This is a genomic window from Janthinobacterium sp. GW822-FHT07A03 (genome assembly GCF_058798815.1).
Map to the genome: position 1 here is coordinate 274,508 of NZ_JBXAKW010000008.1, position 14,711 is coordinate 289,218.

Here is a 14,711-nt window from a genome sequence, read left to right on the forward strand (position 1 = left end):
CACGCTTAAAACGCCGTGCGCACGGCCAGGCTGATGTTGCGCGGTTCGCCCCAGAAGACGCCGTCGAAGAAGCCCACGTTGCGGTAGTACTTTTTATCGAGCAAGTTATTCACGTTCAACTGCACGCTGGCGTGGCGGTTGAGGGCATAGCTGGCCATGGCGTTGACCAGCGCGTAGCCCGCTTGCGGGATGTCGGTGATGGTTCCCGATGGCGGGCGGCCGTACCACGATTCGCTGTAGGTGGCGCTTTGCGCCGTCATGCTGGCGCCCGCCCTCAAGCCGGCCAGGCGGCCGTCGAAGCGGTAGCTGGTGGCCAGGCGCAGCAAATGGCGCGGCTGCGTGGTGGCGGCGCGGCGGCCATCGGCCTCGGCCGCGTGCAGATAGGTATAGCCGCCGCTCGCTTCCCAGGCGGGAGACAACTGGCCGGAAACGTCGAATTCCACGCCCTTGGCCGTCACGCCGGTGCCATTGGCCACCATGGCCTGGCCGCCGTCGGGCAGCAAAAAGCCGGGCGGCACCGTGCGGTCGAGCTCCGCCAGGTTCTTTTTCTTCGTATGGAACAGGGCGGCCGACGCGTTCAGCTTGCCTTCATAAAATTCGCCCTTGATGCCCAGTTCCGCATTGTCGCCCGTTTCCGGCGCCAGGAACTTGTCGTTGCGGTCCTTGCTCGTTTGCGGGTTGAACAGCTGCGTGAAGCTGGCATACGCGGAATATTGCTTGTTGATGTCGAACACGGCGCCCACGTAGGGCGTCACTTCATTGCGCGTCTCGGCAAAGTCGCCGCTGCCCGTGTACGCGCCTTGCGTGTTGTAGCTGCGCGTATCCGTGCGGTAAGTGCTGCTGCGTGCGCCGATGATCAGGTGCAGCGGGTCGGCCAGGCTCAGGCGCGTGGCCACATAGCCGCCTGCCAGGCGGGTCACCGTTTCCGTGTGCGAGCCGTCCGGGCGGAACACGGGGCGGGGGATGTTGCCCGTCCAGCTGCGGTAATCGGGGACGAAGTTCGGGTAGTTGATTTCCGCCTCGCCGCCCAGCGAGCGGGCGCGCTGGTTGCCGCCGTTCCAGCCGACGATGGCCGTGTGCTTGCGCCCCAGCAAGGTGAATGGGCCGCTGGCGTAGACGTCGAAATTGTCGCCCGTGGTCTTGCCCGGGCCATAGGCGCCTGTCCACAGGAACATGCCTTCGCCCGTGGCCGGATCGGGCTTGCCGCCGCCCGCATAGGCGACGGTGGTGCGGTTCGTGCTTTCCGTGCGCGCATAACCGAGGTGCATGTTCCAGTTGCCGGGCAGGCGCTGGTCCAGCGACGTGAAGATGGTGTGCTGCTTGTTGGCCCAGGTGCTCCATGGCGTCGTGAGGCTGGTGTTGCGCGGCAAGTTCGCCAGGCTGCCATCCGCATTCCAGTAGGGCACGGCGCCCCAGGTGGCGCCCGTGGGCTGGTTGTCCTGGAAGTCGACGCCGGCCGTCAGCAGGCTGCCGGGGCGCAAGTCCGCCTCGACGATGAGCATGCCGACCGTCTTGCGTTCGTGATACATGTCCAGGTAGGAATCGCGTTTTTGCCAGGCTAGGGCCGTGCGCGCACGCACGCTGCCATCGGCGTTCAGCGGCGTGGACAGATCGGCCTCGATCCTCTGGTCATCCCAGCGGCCCATGATGAGGCCGGCGCTGGCCTGGAAGTCCTTCGTCGGCCGCTTGCGCACCATGTTGATGGTGGCCGACGGGTCACCCTTGCCGCCCATCAGGCCCGTGGCGCCACGGATCACTTCGATGCGGTCGTACAGGATCGTATCTTGCAGCGGCGCATTGCCGCCCCGTGGCATGCCGTCGATCTGGAGATTGTTGATGCCGAAGCCGCGCGCATAAAACGTCGTGCGCTCCGTGTCGTTCTGGCCCACCTGGATACCCGTCGTCTGCGCCAGCGCCTGGTCCAGCCGTACGGCGCCCAGGTCATCGAGCAGCTGGCGCGTGATGACGCTGACCGATTGCGGCGTCTCGCGCAGCGACAGGTCCATGCGCGTGGCGCTGCGCGCTTCGCCGGCCGTGTACGACTGCGTGCCTTCCGTCGTCGCGGTCGACTGGCCCAGCACGGTGACGGCCGGCATGGTCACGTCGGCCGGGGCGGCGTCGGCGGCCAGTGCCGGCAGCGCCACGCCAGCGGCAAGGCTGAGCAGACTGATGTGTAATAAATGGGGCAGGGGGCGCAAGGCGGGCAGGCGCGAAGAAGAGAAGACGGTGGTCGATTGCATTATTTTCCTGGAGTATTTTTAGTCGTGTGTGTTCCTATCTCGTCTGGCGAGTGGCGCAGTAGCTGGGGGGATGGCGTGACGCTGGCCCGGGATCTGGCTCGGATAGCAGTTCCATCCGCGCAGGGCAGTGGAAAGGGCGTGCATGATTCCATTCACATTATGTGAATAAGAATCATTATCAATATAAGTGGTATTTGCCAAATAATCAAGCGCGCGCACCAAATGAGTGCAAACAGCGGAGTGCAAACAGCGGAATGCAGGCAGCCCAAGAGCGGCGCATCGTCCGGCCTTCTGCGATAATGCAGGCGCTGACAAAATATTTTCCTCATTGAAAGAAATGCATGCGTATATGGATCGCTTGTGCCGGATGGTTGTGTGTCGTGTCGCTGGGCCAGGCCCAGGAACACGCGCCGCCGCCGGCTGTTCCCGCGCCGCTGCAGAGCGCCAGCGCGCCGCCCGCTGCCGCCGCCGTGTCGCCACCGCTTGTGCCGCCGTCCTTGGCGCCGGCCACGCCCGCTGCGCCGGCGCCAGCGGCGAGCGCAGAGGAAGCCTTGCCTTCGCAAACGGTGACGATCACGGCCAGCAGCGATGCCAAGGCGCCGCGCGTGCGCTTCACGGCGTACCGCGAGAGTTATCTGACGGCACGGAAAGTGTGGCAAGTGTCGAGCGGCAGCGTGGTCATGGCCCTGCGCCTGATTCCCGCCAAGCTGAGCGCCACCATCGACGACGTGCGCGTGGCCTTGCAAGGCAATGGCGCCGCCGTGCCGATCAAGGTGTCGCCCGGCGGCGTGTTTGTCGTGCCGCTCAACGATGACATCGCCGCGCAGGATGGCACGTTCTTGGTGAACAAGGGCAGGGGCGAGCTGACGGCCAATATCGTCCTGCAGCCGTCCGTGGCGCGCGATGCCTGGAACGTCACGCGCGTGGGGCAAGTCCTGCACGATGCGCGGCGCGCCGTGCGGGCCATCACGCCGTGGTACAAGCGGCCGTTCGCCAGCGACGTGCAATCGCTGGCCTTTTGCGCGGCCGAGCGGGGCAGCGCCTTGCAGTTGATGGATGGCGAACAGCTGATCGCAACCCTGCCCATGAACGAGGCGGCCGTCAACGACATCAGCCAGCCCGTGTTTTGCAAGATTTTCGACGGCGAGGACAAATACCCGGGACACTACCGCGTGGTCATGCCCGAGCAGGCGACGGTGCTGCTGCTGTAATTAATTGCTAGTTAGGCTGGCGCTGCACCAGTTCCAGTGCCGCCGCCAGGGCCAGGTCCATGGTGGCCTGGTGGAAGATCAGCCATTGCGGCAACAGCGACAGCGCATGGCGCCCCTGTTCCAGGTCGCCTTCATCGACGGCGGCCCAGGCATGGTGCAAGCCGCTGAGCACGCGCGCATGCTGTTCGCGGTGATTCGCCAGCGAGGGAAAGCCGATTTGTTCCATCAAATCCTCTTCCTCGCGGAAATCGCGTTCGACTGCCGCGATCAGCTCGCGGAACGCCACGCTGAAATGCTGGTCGCTCAACTGCCCCAGCCGCGCCAGCTCCTGAAACAGCGCCTCATGCGCCTCGTCGATGGCGGGAACGCCCAGCGCCATCTCATCCTTCCAATGCGAGTTACCCATGCCGATGCCCCCGGTTAAGTCCGTCGCGGTGCGAAGCGGACTGTTCCAGTGTGGACGCAGGGAAGGGCGAAATCCATGATCTGGATCAAAAATATGCTGAAGAGGGGATCAGGAAAGCCGCCGGCGAAGAGAACAAATTCCCACCCGCAACAAAGCGGTTTTTAAAGCTGAACACCACTAGCGAGCGCCGCTGAAAAACGCCGCTGGCAAGGCGTCTTTGACGCAGACAGTACGCTAGTACGGCAAGTCAAAGCAACGCAGCCAGCGGCGCGCTTGTTCAACTGCCCTCAGCCGCGCGTATTACTGCTTGGGCCAGTGGGCCCACATGCCCTGCGCATCCACATTCGGCACCTGCATCTGCTGCCCGGCCGACGTCTGCATCGCATCCCTCAGCACGAGGGGCACGAGCATCAGGGCCGACAAGGCAAGGCAGAGCAGCACTTTGAGCGTCAACATGGTCGTCTCCCGGTGTCCCGGCGGCGGCGCGGGGATGCGGCGCCTGCCGGTCACGTCCTATGTACTACCATGCTTGCAGTTTAGTTCATCTGATTGAAACTTCAACTAGTTGCTGTGACGCACTGCACCAGTGACGCCTCTTATTTGGCCTTGCGGCTGCGCCGCGGCTTGCCTGCGGCGGGCAGGAAAGAGTCGAACCACACTTGCGTCAATTGCCGCGTATTTTTCGCCGCTTCGCGCTTGACGGCGGCCGTGGCGTGGCCGCGCGCCGTGTTGGCGATGCGGTTGGCGGCGCTCAGGTACATGCTCATCCAGGGGTTCTTCATGGCTAGCCTCGCAGACAGTGATTGGGGACGGGCATGTTGCCATGCCGCGATGTCCCCACTGTAGTCCGATGGCTGGCGCTGACCGTGCGGCGGCCCACATAGCCAAGCGGCGCGGGAGGGCGGGTTGATGCAGATCAATACACGTCGCGGCGGTAGCGCCCGGCTGCCAGCAGGGCGTCGAGACCGTCCTGGCCCAGTACTTCTTGCAGTACAGCATCGATTCCCGCCGCCATGCCTTGCAGGCTGCCGCACACGTAGACGATGGCGCCTTGCGCCAGCCAGCCGCGCAGCTCGCCGGCGTTGGCGCGCAGGCGGTCCTGCACGTATTCGCGTTTGCCGCCATCGTTGCCATCGCGCGAAAAGACCAGGTCCAGGCGCTCCAGGTGGCCAGCGTCGAGCCAGCCTTGCAACTCTGCGCCGCAGACGCTGTCAACAGCTTGCTGCCGCTCGCCGAACAGCAGCCAGTTACGGGCCAGCCCCGCCCGCTGGCGCGCGCGCAGGTGGGCCCGCAGGCCGGCCAGGCCGGAACCGTTACCGATATAAATGCAGGGCACGTCGACCAGCGCGGGCGCGAAGGCGGGATTGGCTTGCAGGCGCAAACGGATGCCGGCGCCCAGCGGGGCGAAGCGCGTGAGCCAGCCGGAACAGAGGCCGTAGCCCTCGTTTTCCTCGCCCGCATGGCGCTCCTGGCGCACCAGCAATTGCAGTTCGCCATCGGACGGCAGCGAAGCGAGCGAATAGCTGCGCGGCGCATGCCGGGCACTCTGCGCGTCGCCTTCGCTGCCGTCCGCGTTGCATCCGATGATTTCCGCCAGCGCGCCCGCTTCCCAGGCAGCATCGGCGGGGCCCGTCAAGGTGATTTCATGCAGTTCGCCGCCCAGGCTGCCCGGGTTCAGCAGCACGCGGCGCGCCAGGCGCCATTCGGCGTACGACGCCTCTTCCTGCACGCCGATGGCGTCGATGGCGCTGCCGCTGCAGCGGGCCAGCGCTGTGGACCAGGCGGCCAGGGCGGCGGGGTCATGTTTGTCCACTTCGATCAGCGGAAATAAAGGCGTGGCGCCCAGCGCTTGCAATTGTTGCGCCAGCGCATGGCCGAAGCCGCAGAAGGCGCTGTAGTGGCGGTCGCCGAGGGCCAGCATGCCGAATTCCAGGCCCGCCAGCGGCGCGCCCGCCGTTTGTTGCAGCAGGCGCGCGAAGCGGCGCGTGCCGTCCGGCGCCTCGCCTTCGCCGAAGGTGCTGGCGACGATCAGTGCCCGTTCGTACTGGCGCAATTGCGCTGGATCAAACTGCTCCAGCGACTGCACGTCGACGGCCACACCCGCCTGCTGCAGGGCGCGCGCGCTTTCCAGCGCCAGGCGTTCGGCCTGTCCCGACTGGCTGGCGTAGGCCACCAGGGTGGGCAAACCCGTGTTCGTCTCGCCGGGCTTGCCTGCGCCCAGCAGCGCGCGCTGCGCCTGCACGGCCCGCTTGGCCTTGCGGCGGCCCAGGTACAGCATCCAGCCCGTGACGGCAAACAGGGGCAGGCCCAGGCTTGCCAGGGTGACGATGATGCGGCCGGGCAAGCCAAAATACGTGCCCATGTGCAGCGGATAAATGATGTTGACGAGGCGCGGCCCCAGCGCCTGCTGGCTGTACGGCTCGTTTTCCGTGAGCGTGCCATCGGCCGGCGCAATGCTCATGCGGCTGCGCGCCCGTTCGTGCGGCGCATCGCTGGCCAGCCACGTGAATTGTACTGCTTCGCCGGCGCGCGTGGGCAGGCGCACCGTTGCCAGGGTCCAGCCGGGGGCGTGCTGCTGGAAGCTGCTCCAGGCCAGGCCGATGTCGACGGGAGGCGCATCTTTCTTCGCTGAACCCTTTTTCGCGGGCGCCTGCGCTGTTCGGGGCGGCTTGCCGGCCCAGGCGTCGATATTGTCGCGCACTACGTCATAGCTCCAGTAAATGCCCGTCAGGGTCAGCGCCACGTAGACGACCAGGCACCAGGTGCCGGCCACGGCGTGCAGATTCCACAAAAAGGAGCGGCCTTTTAATGCCGGGTCGAAGGTCAGCCACGTGCGCCAGTCCAGCGGGCGGCGGGGCCAGCGCAGGTACAGGCCGGAGAGTGCCAGGCCCAGCAGGCACAGGGCCAGCGCGCCCGCCACTTGCCGGCCCGGATCGCGGGGCAGCAGCAGCCAGCGGTGCAGCGATTCCGTCCACTCGAAAAATTCCGCGCCCGCCAGCGCAGGCTGGGTGGCGCCCGTGTACGGGTGCATATAAATGGATACACCGCGCCGCTGGCCATGCTTCGGCGCAAAAAACAGCCGGGGCGCCGCGCCCGCTTGCGCATACATGGTGATCGAGGCCACGCGCTGGCCGTGTTCGTTAGCGGCAATGCTGCTCAGCTTGGCCGGCGTCAGCGGCGCGCGCGTTTCCACGGGCACATGGCGCACGCCCGGGTTCATGACATCGAGCAATTCATCCTTGAAGGCCAGGGTGGCGCCGCTCAGGCCGATGATCACCAGCACCGTGCCGGCCGTGATGCCGATAAACCAGTGCAATTGGAACCACAGCTGCTTCCAGCTCCAGTGCCAGCGCCGTTGTTGCGGGGCGGCAAGCTGACGCTGCTGGAGGGTGTCCGGCGTCTCGTCGGCGCTGGCGCGCGGCAGGGGGGATGGAAGGGCGGAGGTCGTCATTGCGGCTTTCAATAGCGCTGCCATGCGGGGCGTCAGGCGTGGCAGGGAAGAAGGAAGGCTGACATAGTAACGCAAACGAGAATCATTCGCAAATGATGGCACGGTGATATTGTTGCGCAAAATGCCCACGCCGGGCGGGGATGATGACTTTGATAATTTACATCACCGTGAAATTGTGTGAAAATGAAAATCATTCTCATTCGTGATCATGATGCAGTGCTGACCCACTTGACCGGCAAGTTTGGCAGCCCCTTTGTTTGTTTGCCCGTGTCCACCATTTCTCCCTCCCTCGATATCTTTAGCGACCTGTACACCAGCCACCATGGCTGGCTGGTCAACTGGCTATGGCGCAAGCTGGGCTGCCGCGATGGCGCGGCCGACCTGGCGCAGGACACCTTCGTGCGCATGCTTGCCACACAATCGGCCGACAGCCTGCGCGAACCGCGCGCCTACCTGAGCACGGTCGCGAATGGCTTGCTGGTGAATCACTGGCGCCGTCTGACCCTGGAGCGCACTTTCCTGGCAGCACTGGCCAGCCATCCCGAATTGACGGCGCCATCGCCCGAGGAGCGGGCGCTCGTGGTCGAAGCCCTGTGCCGCATCGACGCCATGCTCGATACCCTGTCGCCGCGCGCGCGCCAGGCCTTCCTGCTGGCGCAGCTCGACGGCCTGACGTATGCGCAGATCGCCGGCCAGCTGGAGGTCTCCGAACGCATGGTGAAAAAATACATGGCGCAAGCCATGCTGCAATGCATGCTGTGCATGGACGATGCCGCCTGAACCGACTCCCGCCCCGTCGCCAGCCGACTACGCCATCCTGCAGGAAGCGGCCGAATGGTTCGCCGTCTTGCGCGCGGAAGATGCCGAGCCTGCCGACCAGCAAGCGTGGGAGCGCTGGCATGCCAGTTCGTCCGCCCACCGCGCCGCCTGGCGCAGGGTGGAAGCCGTCAGCGCCGAATTTCGCCAGCTGCCAGCGGCGCCGGCGCGCGAGGCGCTCGACGCTGCCGCTTCCCGCGAGGGGCAAGCGCGGCGCCGCGCCGTCGTCAAGGGCTTGCTGGCCCTGTGCCTGACGGCGGGCATGGGCGGCGCCGCGCTGCTGCGGCGCGATACGCGCAGCTGGATCGCCAGCCTGAACGCGACCGAAAAGACGCCCGTCGGTACGATACGCCAGATGGCGCTGGCCGACGGCTCGCAGCTGTGGCTGAACACGGCGACCTCGCTCGACATCGATTACAGCGCCAGCTTGCGCCGCATCACCTTATATGGCGGCGAAATCCATATCGTTTCGGCGCCCGACCGCCAGCAGCCGGCGCGGCCGCTGGTGGTCGACACCGTGCACGGCCGCCTGCGCGCGCTGGGCACGCGTTTCAGCGTGCAGCCGCAGGGCGAGGTGACCTTGCTGGCGGTCTACGAGGGCAGCGTGGAAGTGGCGCCGCGCGATGGTGGCGTATCGCGTATCGTGCCGGCCGGCCAGCAAGTGCGCTTCGGCGATGGCAGTATCGGCGAACCGTTTGCGGCCGACCCGAACGGGGCCGCCTGGATCGAGTACCGCTTGCAGCCCGAGCAGATGCGGCTCGACGATTTCCTCGCGCAACTGTCGCGCTACCGGCGCGGCCACCTGGGCTGCGCGCCCGAAGTGGGCCATCTGCGACTGGTGGGCAGCTATCCGCTGGCCGACACGGACCGCATCCTGGCGGCACTGGAGGCGACCTTGCCCGTGAAAGTCCACCGCCTGCACGACTGGTGGGTGACGGTCGAAGCGCGGTCAAAACAGTAAATAAGAATTATTTCTCAAAAGTGGTTCCCTTTTTGAAAAGTTGTTTGGCAAGGTAACAGTACATGCTCAACATCAATAAGGAATGCCGTGCCGCTGTCCCCGTCCCGTCTGCCGTTTGCCCGCCGCCTGCTGCCGCTGTCCCTGGCTGCCGCGCTGCTGGCCGTGCCTGCCATGTATGCGATGGCAGCGGCGGCGGACGATGCGCCGCACAGCTTCCGCATCGCCGCCGCGCCGCTGGGCCAGGCGCTGCGCCAGTTCGCCGGGCAGGCGGGGATCTTGCTGTCGGCCGAAGGCGGCTTGACGCAGGGCAAGCGCAGCGGCGGCTTGAATGCCAGCGTGTCCATTCCCCAGGGCTTGCAGCAATTGCTGACGGGCACGGGCCTGGTGGCCGTGTCATTGCCGGACGGTAGTTATATCGTGCGCCTGGCGCCGGCGCCCTTGCGCGCCGATCTGGCTGGCGAGGGAGAGGGTTTGCAGGTGCTGGCACCCGTTACCGTACAGGGCGCCAGCGACGCTGGCTACCGCCGGACCAGCTCGTCCGCCGCCAACCGCAGCGAGACAGCCTTGCGCGACACGCCGCAAGCCGTCAGCGTGGTGAGCAGCGAACTGATACGTGACCAGGACATGCGCACCCTGGCCGACGCCATGCGCTACATGCCGGGCGTGGGCACGGCCGCGGGCGAGGGCAACCGCGACACCATGGTGATGCGCGGCAACAGCTCCACCTCGGATTTCTACCTGGACGGCATGCGCGACGACGTGCAGTACTATCGCGATTTCTACAATATCGAGCGGGTCGAAGCCATCAAGGGGCCGAACGCCCTGGTCTTTGGCCATGGCGGCGGCGGTGGCGTGATCAACCGCGCCACCAAGCAGCCGCAGTGGACGGACGACAAGGAAGCAACGCTGAGCCTGGGCGCCTGGCGCAACCGGCGCGCCGCCCTTGATGTGCAACAAGTCGCGGGCGCGCAGGTGGCCGTGCGGATCAATGCCATGGCGGAAAACAGCGACTCTTTTCGCCAGGGCGTCAACGTGCGCCGTAGCGCCGTCAATCCCGTCGTGGCCTGGCGCCTCTCGCCGCGCACCAGCGTGGCGGCCAGCTATGAACATTTCCGCGACGACCGGGTGACGGACCGGGGCGTGCCTTCATACCGGGGGCGCCCGTTCGAGACGGACCCGTCCACGTTTTTCGGCATCGCCGGCACCAGTCCATCCTGGGCCTACATCGATGCGCTGGGCGTGACCGTCGAACATGACTTTGCCAGCGGCGCGGTCTTGCGCAACCGCACGCGCCTGGCCGATTATGACAAGCTGTACCAGAATGCCTTTCCCGGCCCCGTCAGCGCGGATGGCGAATCCGTGACGGTGTTGGCGTACAACAGCGCCACCCGGCGGCGCAACCTGTTCAGCCAGACGGACGTGGAATGGACCGTGACGGCCGGGGGCGTGCAGCACCGCCTGACGGCGGGCGGCGAGCTGGGCCGCCAGACGACGGACAATCTGCGCAACACGGGCTATTTCACCACCGCGGGCGCGGACGTCACCCACATCAGCCTGCCCACATCGTACCCCGTGACGGATTTGCCCGTGACCTTCCGCCCCAGCGCCACGGATGCCGACAACCATGGCGTGGCCGACACGGCCGCCCTGTTTGTGCAGGATCAAGTCCGCTTCAGTCCGCACTGGCTGGCCATCGCCGGCCTGCGCTATGAGCGCTTCGCCGTCGATTTTCTCAACCGCCGCAACGGCGCGCGCATCGCCCGCACGGATGCGCCATGGTCGCCGCGCGCGGCCCTGATATATCAGCCCATGCCTGCCGTTTCGCTGTACGCCAGCGTCAGCCAATCGTTCCTGCCGCGCGCGGGCGAACAGCTGGCGTCATTGACGCCCAGCAACGCCGTGTTCGCGCCCGAGCGTTTCCGCAACGTGGAGTTGGGTGCCAGGTGGGAAGCCACGCCGGACCTGTCGGCCAGCGCGGCCCTGTACCGGCTTGAGCGGAGCAATGTCGCCGTCACCGATCCGAACGACACGACGCGGGCCATGCTGGTCGATGGCCAGCGCAGCGAGGGGCTGGAACTGGAACTCAATGGCAAGGTCCAACCCGGCTGGAGCATCGCCGGCGGCTATGCCTGGCAGCGCGCCTTGCTGACGGCCACGCAATCGGCCACGGCATTGGCTGGCGCCACGGTAGCGCATGTGCCACGGCACAGCCTGTCCTTGTGGAACCGCTACGATTTTTCGCCCGCCTGGGGCGCGGCGCTGGGCATCATTGCCCGCAGCGCCGTGTTCGCTTCCGTGTCGAATACGGTGGCGCTGCCCGGTTTTGCCCGCGTCGATGGTGCCGTCTACTTCAAGCCGCAGGGAAATTTCCAGCTGCAGTTGAACCTGGAAAACCTGTTCGACAAAAAATATTACGCCTCCGCCCACAGCAACGACAACATCGCGCCCGGCTCGCCCCGGGCGCTGCGCATGACGGCGCGGTGGCGGTTCTAGTTTTGCAGTACCCAAGCAATCAACGAGCCAGCCAACTGCCGCAGGTAGTAGCCAGCCATATTTAAACCATCCGATAGAGTGAAAGATAGCGATGACATCGAAAGACACAGCGGGCGCCGCCAAGCCGGCCGCCATCATCCGCAGCCGCAAGCACCAGACCACTTCCACGCCGCGCATGCATGGCACGGCCCTGGCCGCGTTTGCCACCCTGGCCATGCCGCTGGCGCTGCACGCGCAAACGACGGACAAGCCGCAGCAGTTGCAGGAAGTGAAAGTCATCGGCACGGCTGAGCGCCTGATCCAGGCGCCCGTCAAATCGGCCAACGACAAGCTGACGGCGCCCCTGCTCGATACGCCGAAATCCGTCACCGTGATTCCTGCCGAAATCATTTCGCAAACGGGCGCCGTCTCGCTGACGGACGCGCTGCGCACCGTGCCGGGCATCACCATCGGCGCAGGCGAGGGCGGCAACCCCGTGGGCGACAACCTGTTTATCCGCGGCTACAACGCGCAAACGGATACGTATATCGACGGCATCCGCGACACGGGTTCGCAATCGCGTGAAATCTTTGCGCTGGAACAAATCGAAGTCGTCAAGGGCCCGAACTCGGCCTACGGCGGGCGCTCGTCCGCAGGCGGCGGCGTCAACCTGATCAGCAAGACGCCGAAGGCGGAAGATTTCACCAACGCCACCGTGGGCCTGGGCAGCGCCAAGTACCGGCGCGCCACGGCTGACGTGAACCGCGTCATCAGCGACGACGTGGCCGTGCGCCTTAACGTGATGGCGCACGACGCCCACGTTGCCGGCCGCGACTACATCAATGGCGACCGCTGGGGCATCGCGCCATCGGTCACCTTCGGCCTGAAGTCGGCCACGCAGGCGACCCTCAGCTACTACCACATGCAGTCGAGCGAGCTGCCCGATACCGGCTTGCCGTTCAATAACCCGTTCTCGTCGGGCGCGAATGTGTCGAAAAACGGCAACGGCACGCCCGTCAACGTGCCGCGCGAGACTTTCTATGGCCTGGTGAACCGTGACTTCCGCGATACGCAAAGCGATATCGGCACCATCGACGTGCGCCACGACTTCGGCAACAAGTTGATCTTGCGCAATGTCACGCGCTACGGCAAGACCAGCAACGACTATGTGTGGACCCAGCCCGACGATTCCAAGGGCAATACCATGCTGTACGGCACCGTCTGGCGCCGCGCCAACACGCGCACCACCGATACGGACGCGCTGGCCAACGCCACCAGCCTGGGCGGCGAATGGCTGGCGGGCGGCGTCAAGCACACGTACACGCTGGGCCTGGAAATCAGCCGCGAAGAAACGGACCGCAGCTCCTACCTGTTCAGCCCGGGGACGAACAATCCGCTGGAAAAAGTCGGCTCCAGCTGCCCGACCTCTGGCGTGGCCACCCTGTACAACTGCGCACCCTTGCTCAATCCGAACGCCAACGACCCGTGGGTCTACACGCGCTCCGTGTCGCCAGCCCGCACGAATATCGTTACCAACACGCGTTCCGTGTACGGTTTCGACACCATCGAGTTCACGCCGCAATGGCTGCTCAACGTGGGCATCCGCTGGGATGACTACAAGAGTTCGCTGAACACGCCGCAATACACGCTCGACGGCAAGACCACGGCCGCCACCAGCGCCAATGTGCATGCCACGTTCGCCAGCTACCAGGCGGGCCTGGTCTACAAGCCATCGACCAACAGCAGTGTGTATGTTTCCTACGGCACGTCGTCCACGCCACCGGGCAATGACGGCGGCGACGGCATCGACGGCCTGTCGGTCGCCATCCAGAACCTCAAGCCGCAGGAGAGCAAGAGCTTCGAGCTGGGCACGAAATGGGAAGTGCTGCCTGGCGGCCGTTTGTCCGTGAGCGGCGCCTACTTCCAGAGCGACATGAGCAATGCACGCGTGACGGCGCCGGACGGCAGCACGCAAAACGTGGGCGACAAGCAAGTCAAGGGTATCGAACTGGGCGTGAGCGGCAATATCACCCGCGAATGGTCGGTCTTCGGCGGTTATACGCATTTGAACGCCATCGTGGAAAACAATGGCTACGTGACGAATGGCGTCATCAATGGCGTGACGCAATACGCGCCGTCGCCGTACAACGGCAACCAGTTCCCCACCACGCCGAAAAACAGCGCCTCGCTGTGGACGTCCTACCTGGTCACGCCTGCCATCACGGTGGGCGGCGGCGTGAACTACGTCGACAAGGTCTACGCCAACGTGGCCAACAACAAGTACGCTCCGGCCTACACGCGCTTCGACGCCATGGCCAGCTATGTCGTCAGCCGCAACGTGACCCTGCAGCTGAACATCCAGAACCTGACGAACAAGCTGTACTTCGACAAGGTTTCTTCGCCGCACTACGCTGGCGTGGCGCCAGGCCGCTCCGCGACCCTGACGGCCAACATGAAATTCTGATGGTGGCACGTTTGAGGTAGCGCAAGGCGCCGTTCCCGGCAAGGGAGCGGCGCTTTTTTCATTTCGCGGTTCCCTTTTGATGTTCTCGATTGGCAATGTCAGTAGAGCTGAACGCAGAAGCGGAGAATTCCATGCAAGACATTTCATACCAGGGCGATGGCCGCGTGTTCGAGCGCCTGCGCGCCGTGCGCCTGCGTCCGACCAGCGCGCGCATCTGCATCCTGCAGGTGCTGGCCGGCACGCAGCGGCAGGCGATGAATGCGGAAGGCATTTATCAGCAGCTGCAGCACATCGGCATCGCCGTCAGCCTGGGCACGATTTACCGCGTGCTCAAGGAAATGGAGCTGGCCGGCTTGCTGCTGCGCGAGCGCGAAGCGAGCGCCAGCGGTAACAAGGCGCGCTACCTGATCAAGCCCGAGCGGGTGGCGGCGGACAGCTGCTACCTGGTGTGCCGCGTCTGCGAGCGCAGCGTGCTGGTGCAGGATGCGCCGCTGGTGGAGCAGCTGCGCCAGACAGCGGTGGCGCACGGCATGGAAATCGGCGCGAACGTGATTTCCGTGCAGATGCGCTGCAGTCATTGCGCCGAGGAAACGCAGGCAGGGCGGGGCAAACCGGTGCGGGCCGGCTGATGGCACCATTTTTTGATGCGGTGCAACAATGCGGGCCGGCCCATCCGCCTCCTCGCCGCGC

General features: G+C 65.3%; 11 protein-coding genes. 6 read left to right on the top strand and 5 right to left on the bottom strand.

Going from position 1 to position 14,711, the window contains the following annotated elements:
• Positions 1-5: 5 nt before the first annotated feature.
• The gene (locus AC1RJW_RS23020) at positions 6-2,240 is read right to left on the bottom strand and encodes a TonB-dependent siderophore receptor (RefSeq protein ID WP_493047017.1); all 2,235 of its coding nucleotides are present in this window, start codon (positions 2,238-2,240) and stop codon (positions 6-8) included.
• 341 nt (positions 2,241-2,581) lie between these two features.
• Between AC1RJW_RS23020 and AC1RJW_RS23025 the strand changes: the two genes are divergently transcribed.
• Positions 2,582-3,451: a hypothetical protein gene (locus AC1RJW_RS23025; RefSeq protein WP_493047018.1), complete on the top strand. Its 870-nt coding sequence runs from the start codon at positions 2,582-2,584 to the stop codon at positions 3,449-3,451.
• 7 nt (positions 3,452-3,458) lie between these two features.
• Here AC1RJW_RS23025 and AC1RJW_RS23030 read toward each other — a convergent pair whose 3' ends face one another.
• The 4 genes from AC1RJW_RS23030 to AC1RJW_RS23045 form a co-directional block, all read right to left on the bottom strand.
• Positions 3,459-3,857, bottom strand: coding sequence for a bacteriohemerythrin (locus tag AC1RJW_RS23030; protein WP_493047019.1), 399 nt, complete (start codon positions 3,855-3,857; stop codon positions 3,459-3,461).
• Between the two features lie 300 nt (positions 3,858-4,157).
• Positions 4,158-4,313, bottom strand: coding sequence for a hypothetical protein (locus tag AC1RJW_RS23035; protein WP_175445243.1), 156 nt, complete (start codon positions 4,311-4,313; stop codon positions 4,158-4,160).
• A 140-nt stretch (positions 4,314-4,453) separates the two neighbouring features.
• On the bottom strand, positions 4,454-4,639 hold the full coding sequence (locus AC1RJW_RS23040; protein ID WP_070222074.1) for a hypothetical protein: 186 nt from the start codon (positions 4,637-4,639) through the stop codon (positions 4,454-4,456).
• A gap of 134 nt (positions 4,640-4,773) precedes the next feature.
• Entirely contained in the window at positions 4,774-7,308 is a 2,535-nt protein-coding gene (locus tag AC1RJW_RS23045) for a PepSY domain-containing protein (RefSeq protein ID WP_493047020.1), read from the bottom strand.
• Between the two features lie 267 nt (positions 7,309-7,575).
• On the opposite strand from AC1RJW_RS23045, the gene AC1RJW_RS23050 reads away from it, so the two are divergent.
• The 5 genes from AC1RJW_RS23050 to AC1RJW_RS23070 all read left to right on the top strand — a co-directional run bounded on the left by AC1RJW_RS23050 (position 7,576) and on the right by AC1RJW_RS23070 (position 14,650).
• Positions 7,576-8,088, top strand: a complete 513-nt coding sequence (locus AC1RJW_RS23050) for a sigma-70 family RNA polymerase sigma factor (RefSeq protein ID WP_493047021.1) — start codon at positions 7,576-7,578, stop codon at positions 8,086-8,088.
• Positions 8,078-9,085 carry a FecR domain-containing protein gene (locus AC1RJW_RS23055; RefSeq protein ID WP_493047022.1) on the top strand — a complete coding sequence of 336 codons (1,008 nt, stop codon included), beginning with the start codon at positions 8,078-8,080 and terminating at the stop codon, positions 9,083-9,085. Before AC1RJW_RS23050 ends, AC1RJW_RS23055 begins: the two co-directional genes overlap by 11 nt.
• Positions 9,086-9,172: 87 nt before the next feature.
• Complete coding sequence (locus AC1RJW_RS23060) at positions 9,173-11,578, top strand: TonB-dependent siderophore receptor (protein WP_493047023.1); 2,406 nt, start codon at positions 9,173-9,175, stop codon at positions 11,576-11,578.
• 91 nt (positions 11,579-11,669) lie between these two features.
• On the top strand, positions 11,670-14,021 hold the full coding sequence (locus AC1RJW_RS23065) for a TonB-dependent receptor (protein ID WP_493047024.1): 2,352 nt from the start codon (positions 11,670-11,672) through the stop codon (positions 14,019-14,021).
• Positions 14,022-14,152: 131 nt separating this feature from the next.
• A complete protein-coding gene (locus AC1RJW_RS23070; RefSeq protein WP_493047025.1) occupies positions 14,153-14,650 on the top strand; it encodes a Fur family transcriptional regulator in 498 nt (165 codons plus the stop codon).
• Positions 14,651-14,711 lie beyond the last annotated feature (61 nt).